The sequence below is a fragment of the Candidatus Competibacter denitrificans Run_A_D11 genome (genome assembly GCF_001051235.1).
GTDB classification, from domain to species: domain Bacteria; phylum Pseudomonadota; class Gammaproteobacteria; order Competibacterales; family Competibacteraceae; genus Competibacter_A; species Competibacter_A denitrificans.
This window is the reverse complement of the sequence record NZ_CBTJ020000002.1, coordinates 58,848-83,039: the sequence shown is the minus strand read 5'-3', so window position 1 is coordinate 83,039 and position 24,192 is coordinate 58,848. Positions and strand designations below refer to the sequence as shown.

At 58.0% G+C, this 24,192-nt stretch carries 23 protein-coding genes and 1 pseudogene; 13 read left to right on the top strand and 11 right to left on the bottom strand.

The window, feature by feature from the left end:
* Positions 1-45: 45 nt before the first annotated feature.
* From BN873_RS01430 to sohB, 3 genes are all read left to right on the top strand, one after another.
* Positions 46-261, top strand: coding sequence for an AbrB/MazE/SpoVT family DNA-binding domain-containing protein (locus BN873_RS01430; protein WP_048670185.1), 216 nt, complete (start codon positions 46-48; stop codon positions 259-261).
* Positions 258-683: a type II toxin-antitoxin system VapC family toxin gene (locus BN873_RS01425; RefSeq protein ID WP_048670184.1), complete on the top strand. Its 426-nt coding sequence runs from the start codon at positions 258-260 to the stop codon at positions 681-683. Before BN873_RS01430 ends, BN873_RS01425 begins: the two co-directional genes overlap by 4 nt.
* A gap of 170 nt (positions 684-853) precedes the next feature.
* On the top strand, positions 854-1,837 hold the full coding sequence (gene sohB / locus BN873_RS01420; protein WP_048670183.1) for a protease SohB: 984 nt from the start codon (positions 854-856) through the stop codon (positions 1,835-1,837).
* A 38-nt stretch (positions 1,838-1,875) separates the two neighbouring features.
* Here the strand turns inward: sohB and ssb are convergent, their stop codons facing one another.
* Positions 1,876-2,376: a single-stranded DNA-binding protein gene (ssb, locus tag BN873_RS01415; RefSeq protein WP_048670182.1), complete on the bottom strand. Its 501-nt coding sequence runs from the start codon at positions 2,374-2,376 to the stop codon at positions 1,876-1,878.
* 101 nt (positions 2,377-2,477) lie between these two features.
* Complete coding sequence (locus BN873_RS01410; RefSeq protein ID WP_082161026.1) at positions 2,478-3,860, bottom strand: MFS transporter; 1,383 nt, start codon at positions 3,858-3,860, stop codon at positions 2,478-2,480.
* A gap of 115 nt (positions 3,861-3,975) precedes the next feature.
* Here BN873_RS01410 and BN873_RS01405 point away from each other — a divergent pair, with 115 nt between their 5' ends.
* The 6 genes from BN873_RS01405 (at position 3,976) to BN873_RS01380 (ending at position 11,858) form a co-directional block, all read left to right on the top strand.
* Complete coding sequence (locus BN873_RS01405; protein WP_048670181.1) at positions 3,976-5,082, top strand: microcin C ABC transporter permease YejB; 1,107 nt, start codon at positions 3,976-3,978, stop codon at positions 5,080-5,082.
* A gap of 3 nt (positions 5,083-5,085) precedes the next feature.
* A complete protein-coding gene (locus tag BN873_RS01400) occupies positions 5,086-6,129 on the top strand; it encodes an ABC transporter permease (RefSeq protein ID WP_048670180.1) in 1,044 nt (347 codons plus the stop codon).
* Between the two features lie 157 nt (positions 6,130-6,286).
* Positions 6,287-7,321: a Fe(3+) ABC transporter substrate-binding protein gene (locus tag BN873_RS01395; protein WP_053085199.1), complete on the top strand. Its 1,035-nt coding sequence runs from the start codon at positions 6,287-6,289 to the stop codon at positions 7,319-7,321.
* A 101-nt stretch (positions 7,322-7,422) separates the two neighbouring features.
* On the top strand, positions 7,423-9,078 hold the full coding sequence (locus tag BN873_RS01390; RefSeq protein ID WP_048670213.1) for an ABC transporter permease: 1,656 nt from the start codon (positions 7,423-7,425) through the stop codon (positions 9,076-9,078).
* The gene (locus BN873_RS01385) at positions 9,062-10,129 is read left to right on the top strand and encodes an ABC transporter ATP-binding protein (RefSeq protein WP_048670179.1); all 1,068 of its coding nucleotides are present in this window, start codon (positions 9,062-9,064) and stop codon (positions 10,127-10,129) included. The genes BN873_RS01390 and BN873_RS01385 overlap by 17 nt, the downstream gene beginning before the upstream one ends.
* 73 nt (positions 10,130-10,202) lie before the next feature.
* Positions 10,203-11,858 (top strand): AMP-binding protein, encoded by a 1,656-nt coding sequence (locus tag BN873_RS01380; protein WP_048670178.1) that lies wholly within the window; start codon positions 10,203-10,205, stop codon positions 11,856-11,858.
* A gap of 14 nt (positions 11,859-11,872) precedes the next feature.
* On the opposite strand, the gene BN873_RS01375 is transcribed toward BN873_RS01380, so the two are convergent.
* Positions 11,873-12,229 carry a polyhydroxyalkanoic acid system family protein gene (locus tag BN873_RS01375; RefSeq protein ID WP_071243952.1) on the bottom strand — a complete coding sequence of 119 codons (357 nt, stop codon included), beginning with the start codon at positions 12,227-12,229 and terminating at the stop codon, positions 11,873-11,875.
* A 171-nt stretch (positions 12,230-12,400) separates the two neighbouring features.
* Here BN873_RS01375 and BN873_RS20270 point away from each other — a divergent pair, with 171 nt between their 5' ends.
* Positions 12,401-12,541 carry a hypothetical protein gene (locus BN873_RS20270; protein WP_171820394.1) on the top strand — a complete coding sequence of 47 codons (141 nt, stop codon included), beginning with the start codon at positions 12,401-12,403 and terminating at the stop codon, positions 12,539-12,541.
* 2 nt (positions 12,542-12,543) lie between these two features.
* Positions 12,544-14,631, top strand: coding sequence for an ATP-binding protein (locus BN873_RS01370; protein WP_048670177.1), 2,088 nt, complete (start codon positions 12,544-12,546; stop codon positions 14,629-14,631).
* A 6-nt stretch (positions 14,632-14,637) separates the two neighbouring features.
* On the opposite strand, the gene BN873_RS19825 is transcribed toward BN873_RS01370, so the two are convergent.
* The 6 genes and pseudogenes from BN873_RS19825 to BN873_RS01345 form a co-directional block, all read right to left on the bottom strand.
* Positions 14,638-14,811, bottom strand: coding sequence for a hypothetical protein (locus BN873_RS19825; protein ID WP_197613641.1), 174 nt, complete (start codon positions 14,809-14,811; stop codon positions 14,638-14,640).
* A complete protein-coding gene (locus tag BN873_RS01365; RefSeq protein WP_048670176.1) occupies positions 14,808-15,863 on the bottom strand; it encodes a PDDEXK nuclease domain-containing protein in 1,056 nt (351 codons plus the stop codon). Before BN873_RS01365 ends, BN873_RS19825 begins: the two co-directional genes overlap by 4 nt.
* Positions 15,860-16,270: a type II toxin-antitoxin system VapC family toxin gene (locus BN873_RS01360; RefSeq protein WP_048670175.1), complete on the bottom strand. Its 411-nt coding sequence runs from the start codon at positions 16,268-16,270 to the stop codon at positions 15,860-15,862. The genes BN873_RS01365 and BN873_RS01360 overlap by 4 nt, the downstream gene beginning before the upstream one ends.
* The gene (locus tag BN873_RS01355; RefSeq protein WP_048670174.1) at positions 16,270-16,530 is read right to left on the bottom strand and encodes a type II toxin-antitoxin system VapB family antitoxin; all 261 of its coding nucleotides are present in this window, start codon (positions 16,528-16,530) and stop codon (positions 16,270-16,272) included. The genes BN873_RS01360 and BN873_RS01355 overlap by 1 nt, the downstream gene beginning before the upstream one ends.
* Before the next feature lie 111 nt (positions 16,531-16,641).
* Positions 16,642-16,950: pseudogene (locus BN873_RS01350) on the bottom strand (type IIL restriction-modification enzyme MmeI); the annotation flags it as partial.
* A 77-nt stretch (positions 16,951-17,027) separates the two neighbouring features.
* The gene (locus tag BN873_RS01345) at positions 17,028-17,642 is read right to left on the bottom strand and encodes a hypothetical protein (RefSeq protein ID WP_048670171.1); all 615 of its coding nucleotides are present in this window, start codon (positions 17,640-17,642) and stop codon (positions 17,028-17,030) included.
* Positions 17,643-17,892: 250 nt separating this feature from the next.
* On the opposite strand from BN873_RS01345, the gene BN873_RS19980 reads away from it, so the two are divergent.
* On the top strand, positions 17,893-18,048 hold the full coding sequence (locus tag BN873_RS19980) for a hypothetical protein (protein ID WP_171820393.1): 156 nt from the start codon (positions 17,893-17,895) through the stop codon (positions 18,046-18,048).
* Positions 18,049-18,114: 66 nt separating this feature from the next.
* Here BN873_RS19980 and acnB read toward each other — a convergent pair whose 3' ends face one another.
* The gene (acnB, locus tag BN873_RS01340) at positions 18,115-20,700 is read right to left on the bottom strand and encodes a bifunctional aconitate hydratase 2/2-methylisocitrate dehydratase (protein WP_048670211.1); all 2,586 of its coding nucleotides are present in this window, start codon (positions 20,698-20,700) and stop codon (positions 18,115-18,117) included.
* Positions 20,701-20,948: 248 nt separating this feature from the next.
* Here acnB and BN873_RS01335 point away from each other — a divergent pair, with 248 nt between their 5' ends.
* On the top strand, positions 20,949-22,580 hold the full coding sequence (locus BN873_RS01335) for a 4-hydroxyphenylacetate 3-hydroxylase family protein (protein WP_048670169.1): 1,632 nt from the start codon (positions 20,949-20,951) through the stop codon (positions 22,578-22,580).
* Positions 22,581-22,656: 76 nt separating this feature from the next.
* Here the strand turns inward: BN873_RS01335 and BN873_RS01330 are convergent, their stop codons facing one another.
* The gene (locus BN873_RS01330; protein WP_048670167.1) at positions 22,657-24,054 is read right to left on the bottom strand and encodes a DegQ family serine endoprotease; all 1,398 of its coding nucleotides are present in this window, start codon (positions 24,052-24,054) and stop codon (positions 22,657-22,659) included.
* Positions 24,055-24,192 lie beyond the last annotated feature (138 nt).

Here is a 24,192-nt window from a genome sequence, read left to right as displayed (position 1 = left end):
CTCTACATTTACTATTTTACGGCGTCATAACGATGGAACTTCAACATGAGAATCAATGAATGCGGACAAATCACAATCCCCCAGGAATTCCGCGAGCGGTACGGGCTGATACCCAACGCCGAAGTGCAGTTCGTACCAGACGAAAACGGCCTCCGATTGGTTGTCAGCCCTGCATCCAGAGCAGCAGCCATTCATGCCCTGTATGGACGCAAGCATTTTGATCGCAGCACCGACGAACTTCTGGCTCTCCTGCGGGAATGAAAACCTATCTGGTCGATACCAATGTGCTGCTGGACGTTATCGGCGCGGATGCCCATTTCGGTTGCCTTTCCAGAGATTGCCTGATCCGCTGTGGAAATGAGGGAATTCTGGTCATCAACCCTGTGATTTATGCCGAGGTCAGTGCGGTTGTGGAAAGCCTTGAGGAATTAGATACGTTGCTGTCGGGAACTTTGTTTCGGCACGATCCGTTGCCGTGGCCAGCGGCTTTCCTGGCGGGGCGGGCTTTTCGTCAATATCGCGCACGCGGTGGCAGCCGAACGCGGGTGCTAGCCGGTTTTCTCATCGGTGCTCATGCAGCTACTGAAAACATGATCCTGATTACGCGCGACCGAGGGTATGCAACTTACTTTCAAGTAGCCATTGAAGACCCAACAGAAAACAAGAACGGATCTGAAGTCTGACGTAATTCGATTGGGCCACCACGAAACCTCTACAGTTTTTATCTGGCTCCCACGCTGGAACGTGGGAGCCAGATGATGTGGAGCATGGAAGCCAGTTGCAGCCGTGCATCGGCCTGGAACGGCTGGTATGGTAAAAAGCAGCTTTCTGATCTTCTAAAGAGCGGGGCGTGATGGAATTCTTAAGCGAATACGGGCTGTTTTTGGCCAAGACAGCGACGTTAGTGATTGCGATACTGGTCGTTGTCGGTGGTATCGTTATGCTGCTGCGGCGCGGTGATGGTCCCGCAGAAAGCCGGGGGCGGCTGGAAGTCCGCCATCTCAATGAAACCTACGACACTATGGCGTTGACCCTCAAGGGCGCCACCTTGTCGAAGAAAGCCTTCAAGCAGTATCAGAAAGCCGAGAAAACCCGCGAGAAGCAGCGCGAAAAGACCGAGCGCCGCCGCGTATTCGTGTTGAATTTCCACGGTGATATCCGGGCTGCGGCGGTGACCTCGCTGCGTGAAGAAGTCACTGCACTATTGACTACTGCCCAGCCAGAGGATGAAGTGGTGCTGCGCTTGGAAAGCGCCGGGGGTCTGGTTCACGGTTACGGATTGGCAGCGGCCCAGTTACTGCGGATTCGGGATCGGCAGATCAAACTCACCGTTGCGGTGGACAAAGTAGCGGCTAGCGGTGGTTACATGATGGCGTGTGTGGCGGATCACATTCTGGCCGCGCCCTTCGCCATCGTCGGTTCTATCGGCGTGGTCGCGCAGTTGCCCAACTTCAACCGGCTGCTCAAAAAGCACGATATCGATTTCGAGCAGTTCACCGCCGGGGAATTCAAGCGCACGGTCACTCTCTTTGGCGAGAATAACGAGCAGGGCCGACGCAAGTTTCAGGAGGAAATTGAGGATACCCACGAGTTGTTCAAGGTATTCGTCAGCACCCACCGTCCAACGGTCGATTTAGAACGGGCGGCGACCGGTGAGCACTGGTTTGGCACTCGCGCGCTGGAAACCCGATTAGTGGATGAATTGCGCACCAGCGACGATTATCTGCTGGCGGCCAGCAACGATGCCGATGTCTACGAAATTACCTACACCGGGAAAAAGCCCTGGCTGGCGCGATTGCTGGCGCATACCAGCGAATCGCTGAGCCGCTTCTTGTAAAACGTCCTCCTCCAGGCGCCGATGAGCCTGGCGTCGGTTCAAAACGGGATATCGTCCTCGAAATCGTTATCGGTTCTTGGCCCGGATGCGGCCGGTGGGTAAGCGGAGGGAGGCGGATTTTGGCTTTGAGGAGCGCGGGCGGGCGGCATGGCGGATTCCATCTCGCCTCCTTCCGGCGCGAACGGTACGCTACCGCCGGAGCCACCGCGTCCGCCCAACATTTTCATGTCGCTGGCGATGATTTCGGTGGTGTAGCGGTCCTGGCCGTTCTTGTCTTGCCATTTGCGAGTTTGCAAGCGCCCTTCGACGAACACCGATGAACCCTTACGCAGATATTGACCGGCGATTTCCGCCAGTGGGCTGTAGAAAGTCACATTGTGCCATTCGGTGCGTTCCTGCTTCTCGCCGGTATTCTTGTCTTTCCAGGTCTCATGGGTGGCGAGGGTAACATTGGCGACTGCCCGACCACTGGGCATATAACGAACTTCCGGGTCCTTGCCCAGATTGCCGATCAGAATGACTTTATTAACACTGGCCATGACGCTTTACTCTATGCTCCGCAAGGGCGTTGCTGCGATGGTAAGGTCCGCCATCATGCCATAGATTGGCGGGGATACGTAGACCGGCTGCTTGCTGATCGCTAACTGGCGGCGACCAGATGTTGCAAGGCCGGTTCATCCAGGATGTTCCGATCCACCTTAAGATAAGCCACCCCCTCGGTGGCGACCACCACCGCTTCTGCGACGCCCCGCACTTTATTCAATTGCTGAGCCAGCAACTGCGCCTGAGCGTCATCCAGATCACCAACCTTAAGGGTATAACTGCTGAGATAGCGGGGATTCGCCATTGTCCAAGCCACAACCAGCCAGGCCAACGCAGCCAGGGTCGTGAAGGCGAAAACTCCCTTCAGGCCGAGCAAACCGCGCAGCCAACCCCCCAGCGCCCCACCGGCGAATGCACCTAGAAACTGGCTGCTGGAATAAATGCCCATGGCGGTGCCCTTGGCGTCGGCGGGTGCCATCTTTGCGATCAGGGATGGCAGCGTGGCTTCCAGGAGATTGAAGGCCGAGAAAAACACCAGTAGAAGCGCCGCCATTTCTAACACTGTGGCGTGCAAGTTCAGCAGACCGAATTCGGCCAGCGCCAGCGCCAGCACCGCTCCGAGAAACACGGTTTTCAATCGGCGATATTTTTCGGCCAGGATCACGAACGGTGCCATGATGGCCATCGACAGCAACAACACCGGCAGATAGACCTCCCAATGCTGAGCGCTGGCAAGACCCGCGTCGCGCAATGCCAGCGGGATTGCGACGAAGGTCGCCGTCAACAATAAGTGCAGGATAAAAATACCGAAATTGAGTCGCAGTAGTTGCCCGTCGAACAACACCCGGCCAAATTGTGCGGCGACCGGTTCGGCATCATGATGGATACGAGCAGCCGGCGGCTCAGGCACCAGCAAGCGCACCACGCCCATGCTGAGGACAGCAAAGAGAGCGGTCAACCAGAAAATACCCGGTACGCCGATCCAGCCGTTCAGGGCAGGTCCCAGGATCATCGAAACCGCGAACGACAGGCCGATAGTGACGCCGATTACCGCCATCACCTTGGTCCGGTGCTCTTCGCGGGTCAGATCGGCGGCCAATGCCATCACCGCCGCCGACACCGCACCGCCCCCCTGGAGCGCACGACCGAGAATCACTCCCCAGATCGAATCGGCCAGGGCCGCGACCACGCTGCCTAGAGCAAAAACCAGCAAGCCAATGTAGATGATGCGCTTGCGGCCGTGACGGTCGGACAGAAAGCCGAACGGAATCTGAAACAGCGCCTGACTGAAGCCGTAAATGCCGATGGCCAAACCGGCCAGCGCCGGGGTATTGCCGCGCAGGTGTTCGGCGTACAGCGCGAACACCGGCAGGATCATGAACAAGCCCAGCATCCGCAGCGAAAAGACGCCTGCCAGCCAGAAAGCTGCGTGGCGTTCGTCGGCCGTCATCCGTTCGGGTGTCAAACTCACCGCCTTCATCCAGTCCCAAGCTCCCGTTTCGTCTGTATGGATTCAAAGCCGCTCATACTACTACCCTTGCTCCTGACACGCATGATCCGGTAGTTTTATTAAACCTCACACCTAATCGCTATTTATGTACGCCTACATCTTGCGCCGCCTGGCGCTCATTCCGCTGACCCTGTTTGGCATCATCGCCATCAACTTCGCCATCGTCCAGATTGCACCCGGCGGGCCGGTGGAGCAATTGCTGGCTCAACTCAAGGATACTGCTGTTTCCGCGACATCGCGGGTCGGCGGCGGCGAGGGTGTGGAAGCCGGACGCAGCAGCGCAGGGTCTGGGAACGCCAGCGGCAATGGTGCGTATCGCGGCGCGCAAGGTCTCGATCCGGCTTTCATCGCCGAGCTGAATCGCCAATTCGGCTTCGATCAACCCGCCTATGTGCGCTTTGGCCGGATGATCCGCGATTATCTCAGCTTCGACCTCGGTAAAAGTTATTTCCGTGACCGGGCGGTGTTGGATTTGGTGCTGGATAAATTGCCGGTGTCGATCTCGCTCGGCGTGTGGAGCACCTTGTTGATTTATCTGATTTCTATTCCGCTCGGCATTGCCAAGGCGGTGCGCGATGGCTCGCGTTTCGATGTCTTGAGCAGCGCGGCGATCATCATCGGCTACGCGATTCCCGCGTTCCTATTCGCCATTCTGCTGGTCATTGTCTTCGCTGGTGGCCGTTATCTGGACTGGTTTCCCTTGCGCGGGCTGGTCTCGGATAACTGGGCGGATTTGAGTTGGCCGGCGCGCATCGTGGATTATTTTTGGCATCTCACTTTGCCGGTGACCGCCATGGTAATTGGCGGTTTCGCCTCGCTGACCATGCTGACCAAAAACTCGTTTCTTGATGAAATCAATAAGCAATATGTGATGACCGCCCGTGCCAAGGGCTTGAACGAGCGGCAGGTGCTCTACGGTCATGTGTTCCGCAACGCGATGTTGTTGGTCATCGCTGGCTTTCCGGCGACCCTGGTGGGGATGTTGTTTACCGGTTCCTTGTTGATCGAAGTCATTTTCTCGCTGGACGGGCTTGGGTTACTGGGCTTTGAGGCGGTGATCAAGCGCGATTATCCGGTGATGTTCGGCACTCTGTACGTCTTTAGCTTGATCGGCTTGCTGCTGAATCTGGTCAGCGATCTGACCTATCGCTGGGTCGATCCGCGCATTGATTTTTCGGCGCGGGAGGGCTGAGCGATGCTAAAGCGATTGGGCATTCACGTCACACCATTGACTCATCGCCGCTTCGCCCAGTTTCGCGCCAACCGCCGGGGCTGGTGGTCTCTGTGGCTGTTTTTATTGCTGTTCGGGTTGAGCTTGAGTGCGGAATTTATCGCCAACGACCGGCCGTTGTTGGTGAAGTATCAAGGCGGATTTTATATGCCGGTGTTCAAGGAATACGCAGAAACCGATTTTGGTGGCCTCTTCCCCAGCGCCGCCAATTATCGTGATCCTTTCCTGGCAGATTTAATCCAGAAGAATGGCTGGATGCTGTGGCCACCGATTCGTTTCAGCCATGCCACCGTGAATTACAACCTGCCGGTTCCCGCACCCGCGCCGCCGTCGGCCGAAAACTGGTTCGGTACGGATGATCAGGGCCGGGATGTACTGGCGCGCTTGATTTACGGCTTGCGGATTTCGGTGCTGTTTGGCTTGTTGCTGACGCTGACCTCTTCAGTCATCGGGGTAGCGGCGGGTGCGGTGCAAGGTTATTTCGGCGGTCGGGTGGATTTGCTGTTGCAACGCTTTCTCGAAATTTGGGGTGGCTTGCCGCAACTGTTCGTGCTGATCATCGTCTCCAGCGTCGTAACGCCAGGGTTTTGGACACTGCTTCTGGTCTTGATGTTGTTCAGTTGGACTTCTCTGGTCGGGGTGGTGCGGGCGGAGTTTCTGCGTGCCCGTAATTTCGATTACGTCCGGGCTGCTCGCGCCTTGGGCATGACCGATGGCCGGATCATGTTCAAGCATGTCTTGCCAAATGCGATGGTGGCGACGCTGACCTTCATGCCGTTCATCCTCTCCGGCTCTATCGTTGCCCTGACCGCGTTGGATTTTCTTGGGCTAGGGTTGCCGCCGGGATCGGCTTCCTTGGGGGATCTGTTGCGGCAGGGCAAGGACAATCTGCAAGCGCCGTGGCTGGGTATTGCCGGGTTTGTGGTGGTGGCGCTGATGCTGAGCTTGCTGGTGTTTGTCGGTGAAGCGGTGCGAGATGCGTTTGATCCGAGGAAGAACTTGCTGTAAGCAAGCCGCCCAGATCAGAACCCTGAATCACGTTGGGTGTTTTTCTAAACCAATATTCTGAGTATTTTTATCAGTTAAATTATTTTTGGAACACTGCTTTACAGGTCAAATGAGAATGAATATCATTTGAGTGAATTGTAAAGCCCTGGAGCATTCGATGTCTGCCCGATTCAAGCGCACTGTTTTGTTACCGCTGTTTTGCCTGCTCTCTGGAGCGATTGCTACACTTGCGCTGGCAGCCGATGAAGTGAATATCTACTCAGCGCGCAAGGAAGACCTGATCAAGCCGCTGCTGGATGATTTCAGCAAGCAGACCGGCATCACGGTCAACCTGGTGACGGATAAGGAAGAAACGCTGCTGCAACGGCTGCAAAGCGAAGGCGCCAACACACCCGCCGATCTGATGCTCACCACCGACGCTGGGCGTCTGGCCGCCGCGAAAAAGGCCGGGGTGTTGCAAGCGCTCAAATCAGAAACGCTGGCAGCAAAAATTCCCGCTGCCTACCGCGATCCTGAAGGCTACTGGTATGGGCTGTCGGTACGTGCCCGACCGATTATCTACGCCAAAGATCGGGTCCAACCCGCGGATCTGTCCACCTACGACGCCTTGGCCGATGCGAAGTGGAAGGGCAAAGTCTGCGTCCGTTCTTCGGACAGCATCTACAATCAATCGCTGGTCGCTGGGATGATCAGCCATCACGGCGAGGCCAAAACCGAGGCGTGGGTCAAGGGACTGGTCGCCAATTTTGCCCGCCCACCCAAAGGCGGTGACCGCGATCAGATCAAGGCCGTCGCTGCCGGTGAATGCGATGTGGCCTTGGCCAATACCTACTACCTCGGCGGCATGAGCAATTCCAGCGATGATGCGGAAAAGCAAGCCGCCGCCAAGGTCGCTGTGTTCTGGCCCGACGCCAAAACCACCGGTGTTCACGTCAATGTCAGCGGAGCCGGGATCACCGCCCACGCCCGCAATCGTGATCATGCCATCAAGCTGCTGGAATTTATGGCAGGCGATGCCGCCCAACGCTGGTATGCTGAAACCAACAATGAATACCCCGTCAATCCGGCCATTCCGCCCAGCGCCACTCTCAAAGCCTGGGGCGAGTTCAAGGCCGACACCCTCAACGTGGCCAAATTGGGCGAACTGAACGCCGCCGCCGTGCAATTGATGGATCGGGCGGGTTGGAAGTGAGCCGATAGAATGCCGCCAATGTGACCGTTTCCCTCGAAGCCGGGGCGTCCGCGTCCCGCTGCACCACATCCCCTGTCGCTGGACGCAACCGCTGCCAGCGGTTGTGGATACTGTGGCTTCGCCTCGACCGCTGGGTTTTGCTGGTGGTCGGGGTTTCTTTGTTGCTGGCACTGCCCGTCCTGACGGTATTCCTGACCGCATTGCAACCGGTCGGCCCGGTCTGGCGGCATTTGGCCGATACCGTGCTGGCGGATTATGTGCGCAATTCGCTGGTGTTGATGCTGGGTGTTGGCGTGGGCACCTTGTTGATCGGCGTGCCTGCCGCCTGGTTGACCAGCATCCACGATTTTCCCGGTCGGCGGTTGTTCGAGTGGGCCTTGCTGCTGCCGATGGCGATTCCCGCCTATATCATCGCCTACACCTACACCGGCTTGCTGGATTTCGCCGGGCCGGTACAAACCGCCTTACGTGAGAGCTTCGGCTGGAACCGCCAGGATTATTGGTTTCCCGAAATCCGCTCCCTACCCGGTGCGGTCATCATGCTGGCGCTGGTGCTGTATCCCTACGTCTATCTGCTGGCGCGGGCCGCTTTTCTCGAACAGTCAGTCGCCGTGCTGGAAGTCAGCCGCTCGTTGGGGGCGGGGCCGTGGCGGCGCTTCTATGCTGTCTCATTGCCGATGGCGCGACCGGCGCTGATCGCCGGGGTGTCGCTGGTGCAAATGGAGGCGTTGGCGGATTACGGCACCGTCCAGTATTTTGGGGTGAGCACCTTTACCACCGGCCTCTTTCGGGTCTGGTATGGGATGAACGACAGCACCGCCGCCGCCCAACTGGCGGGATTGTTGATGCTGTTCGTGTTTGCGCTACTGGCGTTCGAGCGGTTGTCGCGGCGGCTGGCGCGATTTCACCACACCGGCAATCGACCAGTGCGGCTCGCTCGACTGGCCCTGCGAGGTGGTGGGCGGTGGTGGGCGACGGTAGCCTGTCTGCTGCCGTTATTATTCGGCTTTCTGCTGCCAGCGGGGCAGTTGGCGGTCTGGGCCTTCCGTACCGCACCACACATGGTGGACGGACGATTTTGGTCCTTGCTCACCCATAGTTTATCGCTGGCGCTCGGTGCGGCCTTGTTGATTCTGACGCTGGCGTTGTTGTTGGGATACGGCCACCGCTTGCGGCCGCAAACGCTGGTGCGGGGAGCCGTGCGAACGGCCGGACTTGGTTACGCCGTCCCCGGCGCGGTGGTCGCTATCGGAGTCATGCTGCCGCTGGCCGCTATCGACCGCAGTGTGGATGGTTGGGCACGGCAATGGCTGGGATGGTCCACCGGCTTGTTGCTGAGCGGAACGGTGACGGCGCTGTTATTCGCCTATTGCACGCGGTTTTTGCCGGTGGCCCTGCACAGCGTGGAAGCCGGGCTGAGTCGCATTCGGCCGAGCATGGATGATGCGGCTCGCGCACTCGGTTCGACGCCGAGGGAAGTGTTATGGCGGGTCCATATCCCGATGCTGCGTGGCAGTTTGCTGGCCGCTGTGTTACTGGTGTTTGTCGATGTACTCAAGGAATTGCCAGCGACTTTGATTCTACGACCGTTTAACTTCAACACGCTGGCGGTGCGGACTTACGAACTGGCCTCTGATGAGCGATTGGCGGATTCGGCGGGTTTCGCGCTGGCGGTGGTGCTGGCTGGCATCGGGCCGGTGATTCTGCTCAGTCGCGCCATCGGCCGTGCGAGACCTGATCATGACGCCGTTCCTTGAAGTGACCGACATTGATATTGCCTATCCGCCGAAGCGGGTGGTCGAGGGCGTCTCATTCAAAATGGCTGAGGCGGCTATCGGTTGCCTGCTCGGTCCCAGTGGCTGCGGCAAAACCACGCTGTTGCGTGCTATCGCCGGGTTCGAGCCGGTGCAGCGGGGTTTGATCTGGCTGGAAGGCGTCGAACTGAGCCGACCCCATTGGACGTTACCACCTGAACAGCGCCGCATCGGCATGATGTTTCAGGATTTGGCGCTGTTTCCGCATTTGACGGTTGCTGACAACGTGGCCTTTGGCTTGCGGAGCTGGAAAGCGGCAGAGCGGTGGGCACGGGTACACGAGCTATTGAATGTCGTCGGTTTGGATGAGTATGCCCAACGTTATCCGCATCAGATTTCCGGGGGCCAGCAACAGCGGGTGGCCCTGGCTCGCGCTCTCGCGCCGAGGCCGCGATTATTGCTGCTGGATGAACCGTTCTCCAGCCTGGATGTGGCCTTACGCGAGGATTTGGCGCATGAGATTCGGGCGATCCTGTTGCGGGAAGGCATCGGCGGCCTGCTGGTCAGTCACGATCAGTTCGAAGCCTTCGCCTTTGCCGATCAGATCGGGGTGCTGAATCAGGGCCGGCTGTTGCAGTGGGATAGCGCCTACAACCTCTATCATCGACCAGCCGATCATTTTGTCGCTGATTTTATCGGCCAGGGCGTGTTCTTGCCGGGCCGGATGGGCGAGGGCAGCCGGGTTTGCACCGAATTGGGTGATATTGATGGCATACCACCGGCCGGTTGTGCGCCGGGCGATCCGGTCGAGGTGCTGGTGCGGCCGGATGATGTGACCCACGATGATAGCAGTCCGTTGATGGCCGAAGTGGTGGAGCGCGCGTTTCGCGGTGCGGAGTTTCTCTACACTCTGAAGCTCGATAGCGGCGCGCGTTTGCTCTGTCTGGCTGCTAGCCACCACAATCACCAAGCGGGGCAGCGGATCGGCATTCGGCTGGAAATCGATCATCTGGTGGTCTTCCAGCGGGCGTTAGGGGCCATGAATGAGGCGTAGCTAGCCAGCGCCGACGCTTCGGGAGAAAATTGGCCAACCGCAGCCGTTTTTAGAACCTATTTCGGAGCACCCCGTGGAAAAGGTGTGGCTAAAGTGCTATCCGCCCGATGTTCCGGCGGACATCAATCCCGATCAATACCGCTCGCTCGTTGAGATCTTCGAGCGGAGCTGCTGTCAGTTCGGTCGCCGTCAGGCATTCGCCTGCATGGGTCGTAGCCTCACCTATAACGAGTTGGAGCAGAAAAGCCGAACCTTCGCCGCCTATTTGCAGCAGGATCTGCAATTAGCCAAAGGTGAGCGGGTGGCGCTCTTGCTGCCGAACTTGCTGCAATATCCGGTGGCGCTCTTTGGCGTGTTGCGCGCTGGGCTGGTGGCAGTCAATATTGATCCGTTAAGCGTGCCATCGGAGCTGAAGCAGCAGTTGCACGATTCCGGCGCGAAAGTGATTGTCATTCTGGCCAACTTCGCCCATGTCCTAGCCGGCATCATCGGCGAGACGGCGGTTGAAACCGCCATCGTCACCGAGATTGGCGATCTGCTTTCCTACTGGAAGGCTAAAGTCATCAATTTGGCGATCAAGCACATCAAAAAGACCGTGCCTGCTTATGTTTTGCCTAACGCGGTCGCTTTTCAGACCCTCCTTACGGCAGCGGGCGAGCGCTCGCTTTCTGCTGACAAGGTGAGCGGTGAGGATCTAGCCTTATTGCACTACACGAGGGGCATCACCGGCGTACCCAAGGGGGTGATGCTCAGTCACCGTAATCTGGTGGCGAATGTCGAACAATGCCTTGCCTTCCTGGGACCGGAGCTTGGTAAGAGCAAGGAAGAAATCATGGTTACGGCCTTGCCATTGCATCAGCTTTTCTGCCTGACGGTGAATTGCTTTGCTGGTGTGCGACGCGGTGGGTTGAATGTGCTGCTGGCGAATCCACGCGATATTCCGGTTCTTATCGCGGAAATGCGCCACACGCGATTGACCGCCATCACCGGGGACGACGGTTTGTTTGCAGCGTTGACCAACCATCCAAAGGTGAGCCAGATTGATTTTTCTGGGCTTAAAGTGGCGGTCGGCAGTGGCGTCGTGGGCGCAGCAGTGGCGGCGCGTTGGCAAGCGATCACCGGGGTGCCGATCTTGGCAAGCTATGGCCTGACCGAAGCCGGGCCGCTGGTTTGTCTTGATCCGCTGGAGGTTGGCGAGGCGGGCGGTCGCGTTGGCTTGCCGTTACCATCTACGGCCATTGAGTTACGCAGCGCGACGGGTATTGCAGTGGAACCGGGTGAGCGTGGTGAGCTGTGTGTGCATGGCCCCCAGGTGATGCGGGGCTATTGGCAACGGCCTGAAGAAACGGCTTGCGTGCTGCGCGATGGCTGGTTATTGACTGGCGATGTCGCCACAATTGATGAGAACGGCTTCGTGCGGATCGTCGGTCGGCAGCGGGATCGGATTTGCGTCTCCGGTCACGAGATCTTTCCCGATGATATTGAACGGGTACTACAGGATTGTGAGGGGGTATTAGAAGTGGCGTGTGTCGGGGTACCGGATGACAAAACCGGTCAGGCCATCAAAATCGCCGTCGTGCGCAAACCCGGCGCGGAATTGACCGGTGAAATGGTGCTGGCGCATTGCTATCGGCGACTGACCGCTCAGCAGATGCCACGGCACATCGAATTCCGTGACAGTTTGCCCAAGTCTCGCGCAGGCGAGGTATTACGCCGGGCGCTGTGTTGAGCGTGCGGCTGCGCTCAGAGGTGGCTTTCGGGGGATGAAGTTGTAGCCGAGTGCGGCGCATTCGGCAGGGGCAGCGCCGCATCAGGAGCGGCTAAGAGGGGAAAGATTTCATCCAGATGGCGGTGGATTTCCTGTTCCAGTCGCTGTTTGAAGGGGGTCAGCAGCCAACCCAGGCGCACGTTGACTCGGATCGAGCCGGGCACCAACTCGATTTGGCCATCAATGCCGCTGCGTTGAAAATGCAGCGAATCGCCTTCCCAGCGATAGCTGATTTCGTGCCGGTTGGCGAGGTGCTCGGCAAAGGTTTCGGCGGCTTGCCGGGCTTGTTGCGGGGTTAGCGGGTGAGAGCGCTCAATGGCGATGTCGAACATGGTGGTTTTTCTGAGGCAGTCATCAATCTTTCACAATTAGACAGCATCTGATCTGTGGAGTCCAGAATCGGCCTGGCGCTAGTGTAATCTTAAATTTACGGCCCGCTTGCACTGACTTGGGCTTGGCCGCCAATTAAAATAAACCGAGACGTGGCGTTAGGAGAGCAGACCATGCAGTGGGTACTGAGGGAGAGTAGGGTCTTTGCCATTGCCGCTATTTTCTTGCGGGTCGGGGGCTGGCTGCGCCAGCCGCTGTCGGATGATGCAAGGGAATTTCTTCGGCAATCCAATGACCTGCCGGTTACTGGATAACTGTGAATATCCAGTTACGGATTGAGCGCTTATTCACTTGGCTGGCCGGAGGGTTAGCCACGGTCGTCGTACTATGTCCTCCCGCTGCTTATTTCTTCTGGTCCTACCAGCAGCTAAGCGGTGCGTTGGAAAACGAGGTTGCGGTCACCGCCACGGCCATCACTGACTTTATCAATCTTAACCCCGCTCTGTGGCGCTTACAGCCCGAACGACTGGAAGAAGTACTCCACAAGCGAGTCAAGCAAGACTACACCGCCGTCCTTGTCGATGAGGCGGGCCAGCGCATGGCCCAGGTGGCGCCTGATTTACGCCAACCGCTGGTGACGCGCCGACATCCTGTTTACGAGTTGGCGGTCAAGGCGGGTGCGCTGGACATGGCGGTCTCGCTACAGGGGTTGCTGGTGGAAACTGCCCTGGTTGGTTTGAGCGGGCTTGTCCTTGGCTTGATCGTGTTTTTTTCGCTGCGGACTCTGCCGATCCGTACCTTACGGCTCTTAACCCAGGCGTTGATGAATAGCGAGAATGCGTATCGGCAGCTAGTCGAGCTATCGCCAGATGGGATTTACATTCACCAAGACGAGAAGATCGTCTACATCAATGCAGCGGGTGTTCGCTTGTTTGGTGGCCACGCGCCGGCCGATCTGCTGGGAACCTCCTGCTGGGACCGCTTGCATCCTGACTCTTATACCTTGGTTCGTCAACGGTTGCAGGAGATTCAAGTAACCAAAATGGCAGTTGCTCTGGTTGAAGAGACCTATGTCCGCTTGGATGGCAGCGTGTTTCCGGTGGATGTGGCCGCCGCGCCGTTTATCTATCAAGGTAAGCCGGCGTTGCAGGTGGTCTTTCACGATCTCACCGAGCGCAAGCGGGTTGAGGGTGCGCTGGCACACGCCCGCGATGCCGCCGAGGCCGCTAATTTCGCCAAGTCACGGTTTTTGGCCAATATGAGCCACGAGATTCGTACCCCGATGAACGGCGTGTTGGGGATGGCGCAACTGTTGACCCGGCAGGCAAATCTCACCGAGCAACAGCGCCACTACCTGGAGATGTTACAAGATTCTGGGAAAACGCTGTTGCGGATCATCGACGAGATTCTCGATTTTTCCAAGATTGAGGCCGGTAAGCTTGTTTTGGCAGAGGTCGAGTTCGATTTGCGCCAACAGGTGGGTGATGCGCTGCGAATGCTGGTTCCGCAAGCTCAGCGCAAGGGTTTGGTGCTGTTCTGGCAAATAGCGGCCGATGTACCGGGCCGGTTTTGCGGCGATCCCGACCGGTTGCGGCAGATTCTCTGCAATTTGGTCGATAATGCCGTCAAATTTACCCGCCATGGCGAAGTTCAGGTGAGGGTGTCGCTTGCCGAGAGCGATAAAGTAATCAGTCGGCGTGGCGACGGCGTTTGGTTGTATTTCCGGGTGCGAGACAGCGGGATCGGTATTCCCGATACGGCCCATGCCTATCTTTTCCAACCCTTTATGCAAGCCGATGATTCCACCACCCGCTCGTATGGCGGTACGGGCCTTGGCCTTGTCATCGCCAAACAAATTGTCGAACTGATGGGTGGTGAGATTGGTTACGAGCCTGCGCCGGGGGGAGGCACAATCTTTTGGTTTACCGTGCGGCTGGCCCCTACGGCTAAGGCATCTAGTCCGGCGGCCGTTCAGCTTGGCAAGCTCGAAACCTTGGCCGGTCATGTGCTGCTCGTTGAAGATAACGCCATCAATGCCCTGGTAGCGCAGGCCATGCTTCAATCCTTTGGGCTAGAGGTCAGCATGGCTGCCAATGGTAAAGAAGCGTTGGAATTCTGGGAAAACGGTCGATTTGATGCCGTGTTGATGGATTGTCAGATGCCGGAGATGGATGGTTTTGAAGCGACCCGCCAAATTCGGGAGCGCGAGGCGGCTCCCAGCCAGAACACGATCAGCCCAACCCCCATTATCGCGTTAACCGCCAATGCGTTTCCAGAAGACCGGGCGCGATGCCTGGCGGTCGGGATGGACGATTTTGTGGCGAAGCCATTTTCGCGGGATGATCTCTATCAAATCCTCCGAAGTTGGCTTGTGAAAACCCGCCACGTCAGTGGTTCTCAATAGAACCGTTTAAGCGAGCGCCCGACTTTTGCCGGAGGCTGGCGGGGATTTAATGAGCAGGTATTGTTCGCCGCGCCGCTCGTAGGCGCGTTCTTGCATCGGGCGCATACCGAGCGCATTAGCGGTAGTTGAACGGCCGCTCTGCGCGTAAGCCACTGAAACGGAAGGCACGCTTTTCGTCATGATGAATTGTTGTCCGTGGAGTTGCCCGTCAGTTCGCGCTCGATCTGTTCGATGCTGGGCAGGCTGGTCTGCAACTCTGGCGGTAAAGAGGCCAGCAGTTGATATTCAGCCACGCCGATGGGCTGGGTGTTGTCGCGCAGGGCGTATTCGGCCACCACCTTGTTTTTGCTTTTGCATAACAGTAAACCGATGGTGGGGCCATCCTGGGGGTGTTTGATCTGAGCATCAACCGCCGTGAGGTAAAATTTCAACTGACCCAGATGTTCGGGTTTGAATTTGCCGCCCTTGAGTTCGATCACCACGTAGCAGCGCAGCTTGAGGTGGTAGAACAGCAGGTCAATGAAGAACTCGTCACCGCCCACGTCGAGGAGCACTTGCCGCCCGACGAAGGCAAAACCCGCGCCTAGCTCTAGCAGAAATTCGGTGACATGTTTCACCAAGGCGTTTTCAATCTCGCGCTCCTGGGCTTTGTCGGTCAGGCCGAGAAAATCGAAGCGGTAGGGGTCTTTCAGCGACTCACGGGCCAGGTCGGATTGTGGTTTGGGCAAGCTGGCGGTGAAGTTGGTGACGGCCTTGCCGGTTCGTTCCAGCAGGCGGGTTTCGATCTGCATCACCAGAATATTGCGCGACCAGTTGTGCTCGATGGCTTTTGATAAATACCAATTACGTTCGTCGCGGGTTTTGAGCTTGTCTATCAGCGTGCAGAGATGAAACCAAGGTGATTGTGCAGCAGCCTGCTGCACAAATTCCGCATCCGGCCACGCTTCGGCAAAGGCCCGCATGTACTTGAGGTTGCGGGGTGAAAATCCTTTCATATCGGGGAAAGCGGCCCGCAAATCATTTGCCAGCCGTTCAATGACTTTGGCACCCCAGCCTTGTTCGGCTTGCCGCGCCAGAATGTCGCGGCCTATCTGCCAGTACAGCAGCACCAGTTCCCGATTGACCGCCAGCGTGGCCCGCTGCTGGGCGGTGTGGATGCGTTCTTTGAGATCGGCCAGCCAATCGGCGTAGCCGTCGGGTGGCGACATCAGGCCAGCGGGTAAATCGTTCATCGGCTCCCCGCGATTTCAAGGTCGGTCTGGCTGAATTCGCGGTCCGTCGCCAGAATCGGTACGCGGTAGTATTTGGCGCAGGCATAGTGCAGGCAATCGCCCAGGTTCAGGCCATGCCGCCCTGAACGATAACGGTGCGCGGCGGCCAGGGCGAGTTGGGTCGTATCGGCGGCAGGTGGCAGATCGCGCACTTCGATGTCTCGTTCATCGAGAAACTCACGAATCAGCGGCGCGGTGACTTCGATAGACAGGTTGAACTTGTCCGGCCGCGCCAGCGCCAGCGCGACCTCAAGCACAGCGACGGGTGAGGTGAGTCTGGTTTCAGCGGCAGCCAGCACCTCGGCTATCCGGCTGGCTTCGCGTTCATCGGACAACAGGGCGATAAGGGCGGAGGCATCGACGAACATCAGCCCTCCCGTTCCAGGTTATCGCCCCACATCGCGTCGAACACCTGTTTGGGCAGCGGTTTCCGCGCTTCCTCGCTTAGGGAAACGCCATATCTTTCTCTGATCCGTGCCGCCGTTTCCAGTGGTGTTTCCGCGGTACGCCGCCGGGTGATGGCTTCCTTCATGGCGATGATGATGGCGTCGGTGATGCCGACGCCCGCCATCACCGCGAACTTGCGGGTCAGTGCATCGGCTTCGGGGTTGTTGACGTTGATGGGCATGGCTGGCTCTATGTAGATAAAATAATGTAGATTTCTACATCATTACGCTTTGGCCTGCAAGACGGGTCAAAGCGCACCTGATGCCTTTGCGGGGAAAAGGCGGCCGTGGCGTCATCCCCGCTGCTTTTTTGGCTTGGCTGCCGCTGTCATCTTGGTATACAGATCAAACAGTTTCTCCAGCCGTTCGGTGTCGTTGCGGAAGCGGCGACCGATGTAGATGCGTTCTACCACTTCATCGTTACGCTCGTGCGCCTCGCGTAAATCGGCGGGCATGTGGTCGGGATCGTACAGGTCGGCAATCGTCGCCGGAAAATGCACTTCGCGGGTCAGCAGGATGTCTTCAGCGCAGCGAGTCAGGTCGGCTTGGTTTTTCTCGGTGAGCGGGGGAACGGGAAAGGTGTTCCAGCCGAGGGAGATGCTGGTCTGGATTGACGAAAGCGGCTTTGCTGACAACATGCCCCGTTGGCATGGCTATGCTCCCCTATCGGGCAACGCTGTTAGTACGGCGGGATCGCCACACCGGGGAAGCGGTACTTGAAAAATGGGTCGATATTCGACCGGTAATGCGGATGCTTCAAGATGACCTTGCGCAACCGTTCTTCATCTGCGGCCTCAATGAGGAAACCGCCGACATTGGCGCTGGCGATGTCAAACGCGACCTTTATGATGTTATCGGCTGCGAAATCGCCGGTCACCGGTGCTTCGGGAAAGCGGCGGTAGTGGAAGTAGACGGCCTGCGCGACGTAGGCTGCCGCCTCCGCGTCCTCTTGTGCCAGAATCAACCGCTGAATGTCCTGCATCGCGTGGGTTGCCTCGTGGATCACATTGGATACGGCGATATAGTCGGCCTGATTCAGCGAGGCTTTCACCTGCAACGTTGCCTTCTTGTCGGGGTGCGCCGTGCAAGGATAGTATTCGGCCGCAGTTACCGTACCGAAGGGCATCTCGGTGACCTGGATTGCTCCCATCGAAATATACGACGCGACCTCCTGGAATTTCGTTTGCGAGACCAGTTGCGTACCGAAACGGAAGTTACAGTACGCTGTATCGCCACCGGTGAGGATATAGCAGACCTGCTTGGCGAGAGGCGAGAGTTTTGCTGGATTTGGCATCTCACATTTTCTCCATACCCAAACTATACGCTGATTGCTGTTGATCGCAGTGCTTATCGGTGGATTCTTTCCTAATATGGTAAGTGGGTAATCTAAAGGTATCCAGTATTCGGATTAAATATTTTCAAATACTTAGCCCAACTTTCCCCATTGATAAGAAATTCCCTTGATGTTGGGAGATAGCAACCATGACGATTTCTTTCCGACTAAAGAGAGCAAGCACCTGGGGACACTACCGCCTGATATAGGCATGTTTGCGTCGTTGTTGAGCGAACGGGTCTGGCGGCAGGTACAAGTGCTGCTGGTGATGGAGGTGTTGCAGGCGATGGGATTGAGCGGGAAGTGGCGGTTCAGCACCTATCATTGGGTCTTGAGTCAGGCGCGTTGGTCTGGGCTGGCACAGTAAACAGTCCAAAAACGCCAATCCCCGCAAATTTACGGGGATTGGTGAGACGGACAAAGCTAGAGGTGATTAGGCCGCAACCTTCACCTGATCCGCCACTGCCCGATATTCCGGCACCTGATCGAAGTTCAGATAACGGTAAATCTCCGCGCCCTTGCTGCCGATCTCGCCCATGTACGTCATGTACTCGCTAAAGGTCGGAATCTTGCCGAGCAGCGCACAGACCGCCGCCAGCTCCGCCGAACTCAGGTACACATTGGCGCCCTTGCCCAGGCGGTTGGGGAAGTTGCGGGTGGAGGTGGACACCACGGTAGCATTGTCGGCGACCCGCGCCTGATTGCCCATGCACAGCGAGCAACCCGGCATTTCCATCCGCGCCCCAGCGCTGCCGTAGATGGCATAGTAACCTTCCTCGCTCAACTGGCGGGCGTCCATCCGGGTCGGCGGGGAAATCCACAACCGGGTCGGGATGTTGGATTGCCCGTTCAGCACCTTGCCGGCGGCGCGGTAGTGGCCGATGTTGGTCATGCAGGAGCCGATGAACACCTCGTCAATCTTCGCGCCCGCCACATCCGCCAGCGTCTTGACATCATCGGGATCGTTTGGGCAAGCCAGCAGCGGTTCCTTGATCGCGCTCATGTCGATTTCGATGATGTCGGCGTACTCGGCATCGGCGTCTGGCTCCATCAGGGTCGGGTTGGCCAGCCAGGCTTCCATCCCCTTGATGCGCCGTTCCAGGGTCTTCGGGTCTTGATAGCCGTTGGCGATCATCCACTTCAGCAGCGTGATATTGCTGTTGAGATATTCAATGATCGGCTCCTTGTTCAAGCGCACGGTGCAACCGGCGGCGGAGCGCTCGGCGGAGGCGTCGGACAGCTCGAAGGCTTGTTCCACCTTCAAATCCGGCAGGCCCTCGATTTCCAGAATCCGGCCGTTAAAGACATTCTTCTTGCCTTCCTTCGCCACCGTCAGCGTACCGGCTTTGAGCGCGGCGTAAGGAATGGCGTTGACCAGATCGCGCAGGGTGATGCCGGGCTGCATCTGGCCCTTGAAGCGCACCAGCACCGATTCCGGCATATCCAGCGGCATCGAGCCGGTGGCGGCGGCGAAGGCGACCAGCCCGGAACCGGCCGGGAAGCTGATGCCGATGGGGAAACGAGTGTGCGAATCGCCGCCGGTGCCGACGGTATCCGGCAGCAGCATCCGGTTCAGCCAGCTATGGATGATGCCATCACCGGGCCGCAGCGCCACCCCGGCGCGGCTGGAAATGAAATCCGGCAGGGTGTGGTGGGTTTGCACGTCCACCGGTTTGGGATAAGCGGCGGTATGGCAGAACGACTGCATCACCAGATCGGCAGAGAAACCGAGACAAGCCAGGTCTTTCAGCTCGTCGCGGGTCATCGGGCCGGTGGTGTCCTGCGAGCCGACCGTGGTCATCTTCGGCTCGCAGTAGGTGCCGGGACGAATGCCCGCCACGCCACAGGCTTTGCCGACCATCTTCTGCGCCAGGGTGAAACCCTTGCCGGAATCTTTAGGAGCCACTGGCCGGCGGAAAATCGGGCTGGGGCCGAGTCCTTGCACTTCCCGCGCCCAGTCGGTCAGGCCGCGGCCGATGATGAGATTAATGCGGCCACCGGCCTGCACTTCGTCCAGCAGCACGTCGGACTTATATTCAAAGGTCGAGATGACTTCGCCGTTTTTCTCGATCTTGCCGGCATGGGGATAGATGTCGATGACATCACCCATGTTCATTTTGGTCACGTCGCAATCGGTGATCGGCAGCGCGCCCGCATCTTCCATCGTATTGAAGAAAATCGGCGCGATTTTGCCGCCCAGACAGTAACCGCCATAACGCTTGTTCGGCACGTAGGGAATGTCGTCGCCGGTCCACCACAGCACTGAGTTGGTGGCCGATTTACGGCTGGAACCGGTGCCCACCACATCGCCGACATAGGCAACCGGATGGCCTTTCTTCTTGAGGGATTCAATCAGCTTCAGCGGGCCGATTTTGCCGGATTCATCGGGCTGAATGCCGGGCCGTTCCATCTTCAGCATCGCCAGGCCGTGCAGCGGAATGTCGGGGCGGCTCCAGGCATCGGGGGCGGGCGAAAGATCATCGGTATTGGTTTCGCCGGTGACCTTGAACACGGTGACGGTGACTTTTTCTGGCAGTTTGGGCCGACCGGTAAACCATTCCGCCTCCGCCCAGGAGGTCATGATCTGTTTAGCGTGGGCGTTGCCTTTGTCGGCTTTTTCCTTGACACCGTGCTTGTAGTCGAACATCAACAGGGTTTGCGACAGCGCCTTGGTGGCGGCGGGCGCGCACTCGGCGTCATCCAGCAGATCAATCAAGGGCTGAATGTTGTAACCGCCGACCATGGTGCCCAGCAATTCGGTGGCTCGCACGCGGGAAATCAGCGGACATGAGGTCTCGCCCTTGGCGACGGCGGCCAGAAAAGCGGCTTTGACATAAGCAGCCTGATCGACACCCGCCGGCACGCGCTGGGTCAGCAAATCCAACAAGAAATTTTCCTCGCCTTTAGGCGGGTTTTTCAGCAGTTCGACCAGATCAGCGGTTTGTTGCGGAGTGAGCGGTAGGGCAGGAATGCCCAGGGCGGCACGTTCGGCGGCTTGTTGGCGATAGGTTTCAAGCATGAAAAAGGCCCTTTTAGATAGGGCGATCCCGAAGAGCGGGAACGCTGACAAGTGGTGATGGGTGATCGATGGTTTCCGGTCGAAATGCCGGCGCATTAATTTGCGCTTTCCCTATTGAAGGAAAGGAAATTCAATTATACCGGGAACGGCAAGAAGCGGGGTAGTTAGGGATACGCGGCCGGTCGCATTGAACTATCCGCTACGCGAGCTAAACCAATTTAACGAATCCACATTGATTGGAAAACAAGATGGTTATACCCAGAGCGAACCCTGCGACCGGGTGCTTGATGAGCGGCCAGGATTTTCGGGACTCTCTTCGCAAGTACCAGCCCACCGTCTATGTCGATGGCCAACGCATCGAATCCGTCGCGGATGCGCCCGCGTTCCAGCCGGGCATCAACGCGCTGGCAGTGAGTTACGATTTCGCCCGTGATGCCGCTAAAGTGCCCTTGATGACCGCTGTGCAATCGGTTAGCGGCAAGACCGTCAACCGGATGCTGCATATCAACGAGTCTGCTGGCGATTTACTCAATAAATTGGAAGCCGTCCGACTGCTGTGCCAGGAAACCGGCTGCGCGCAGCGTTACCTGGCCCATGATGGCCTCAATGGGATTGGCCAAGCGGTTGCCCAGTTGGATGACGCCAACGGTACGACGGAGTGCCGTGCCCGCTTTGCCGCCTACTTGCAGCAGGTACAGGACCAAGATTTGAGTTTGGGGATTGCCATGACCGATGCGAAGGGCGACCGTAGTCGCCGCCCACATCAGCAGAGCAACCCAGATGTCTATCTGCACATCGTCGAGCGTAACGGCCGAGGCATCGTGATTGCCGGCGCCAAGGCCATCGTGACGGCTGCTCCCTATGTCCATGAGTTTCTGGTGATGCCGTCGCGGAATATGACCGAGGCCGATGCCGATTTCGCTGTCTGCTGCGCAGTACCGGTCGATGCGTCCGGCATCACTATCATTGCCCGGCCGGCCGGCCGGCCGGGCGAGAAGCCTGAACATGGTGCGCCGCTGTTTTCCCGCCGCTACGGTCAGTCCACGGCCGTGGTGATTTTTGATCGGGTGCTGGTGCCTTGGGAGCGGGTCTTTCTTGCCGGTGAGTGGGAGCATTCCGGGGCGGTGACTTATCACTATGCGACGCATCACCGGCATAGCTGCATCGGTGCGCGTGCCGGTTTTGGTGATTTGTTGATCGGTGCAGGCGCGCTGATGTGTGAAGCCAACGGCCTTGATCCCAACCGCAAGGCCAGTTTGCGCGAGCCGATGGTCGAGTTGATCAAAATCACCGAGGGATTCTATGCCTGCGGCGTGGCGGCCAGCGTCTATGGCCAGCAAGATCCCTATGCGAAAAGCTTCATGCCGGAACCGGTCTTTGCCAATATCGGTAAGCTATTGCTATCAACCCAGATTTACGAGATGCACCGCTTAGCCCACGAAGTATCGGGCGGGTTGATCGTCGCGCTGCCGGGGCCGGACGAGGATCACAATCCGGCGACGGCGGCGACGCTTGCTGAGGTGCTGCGGGCCAACCCGACGGTTCCCTACGACAAGCGGATCGAGGTCGCCCGCTTCCTGGAGGATTTGACCGCTTCTTACCAAGGGGGATGGTATTCGCTGATCAGTCTGCACGGCGGCGGTTCGCCAGCGGCATTGAAGCAGGAAATCTGGCGGCATTACCCCCTGGGCGATAAGGTCGCTCTGGTCGAGCGTTTGCTGGAACGCGGCGTGCTGGCCGACTCCAATCGGCCGATCCTGCGTAATCGCCAACCGGGCCGGTGTTGTGATGCTGGTTGTCGTCAACCGGGACAGCCGCTCATGGTGCCGCTGCCGACTGCGCCGTCAGCAGGGGATGGGGTGGAAAATCCCGGCCAGTAGGATTTTTCTGTTGGAACTCATGGCCCTCCCCGGCGTAAAGGCCGCCGGGGAGGGCATCAAGGGGAGGGCGGCCGTTTTATTTCTTGGCTTCCTCGGGAATCGTCAATGCGAGGAAGATCGCCCCATTATCCCGCCGCACCAGAACCGGTATCGGCCGACCGGCCGGCAAATTCTCAATCAGATCAGCGAATTGGCCAACCTCATTCACATCGATATTATTGATACGGGCGATGATATCTCCGGGCCGAATACCGGCTCTGGCTGCTGGCCCTTCGTCAACATCCTTAACCAGCAAACCGCTCGCACCCTGTTTACGTTTTTCTGCGGGCAATTCGGCAACAGCCAAACCCAATCGATTGCTGGTCGGCGATTCTACAGTCGCCTGTTGCAATTTGACCTCATCCGGTAATTGCGTGATCTGGACGTTAAGCGCTTGTTCCTTGCCGTCACGAATGACCGTCAGCGGAATGGTCGTGCCGGGCCGGGTGCGGGCGACCATCAAGGGTAAATCAGTGGAGTGCTGCACCGGTTGACCATTGAAGGCCACGATGATATCGCCCACCTTGATACCAGCCCCTTGCGCCGGCCCCTCTGCCATCACTTGTCCGATCAGGGCACCGCGCGGTTTGTCGAGGCCGAAAGATTGGGCTAATTCCGGTGTCATTTCTTGAATCAAAACGCCCAGCCAGCCGCGTGTCACCTTACCGCCCGATTTGAGTTGCTCAACCACCTCCATCGCCACGTCGATGGGAATGGCGAAGGATACCCCCTGATAACCACCAGAACGACTGTAGATTTGCGAATTGACGCCGATCACCTCGCCATCAAGATTGAACAGCGGTCCGCCGGAATTGCCGGGGTTGACGGCAGCGTCGGTCTGAATGAAAGGGACATAATTGTCGCTGGGTAGATTACGGCCTAGGGCGCTGATGATGCCCTGGGTGGCGGTGCGCTCAAAGCCGAAGGGCGAACCGATGGCCAATACCCATTGACCGACCTTGATCTTGTGGGCATCGCCGAGTTTGACGGTAGGTAAATTGCCGTCGGATTTAATCTTCAGTACCGCAATATCGCTGCGCTTATCTTTGCCGATCAACTGTGCCGTCAGCTCGGTGCGGTCGGGTAAACCGACGACGATGCTGTCTGTCTGATCAACCACATGGGCGTTGGTGACGACGTAACCATCGGCCGAAACGATGAAGCCGGAACCGACCGACGAGCGTGGTTGAGCCGGGGAGTCGGGCATTTCGTCGAAGAAGCGTTTAAAGTAATCGAAGAACGGGCTGTTCTCAGGAATATTCGGATGGCCCAGTCTGGGGCGTTCCTTGAGATCGGATTTAGTTTGAATGCTAACCACCGCTGGGCTGTAGCGCTCGACCAGGGTGACAAAATCGGGATACTCGGCTGCCGGTGCGGTCGCACTCCATAGCAGCCCAATCAAAGCGCTCAGCCAGAACGGCTGTTTTGCATACATAGCATTGTCTCCCATAAGGTAAATTAAGCGTCAACAGGTGCGAGGATCAAACCCATTCGGCTAGCGGGGATTGACCGCTAGAGATTGGCTTGGTTCGACGATGGCGGGTAACGCCGTCGGAACACGGGCTGAACCGCA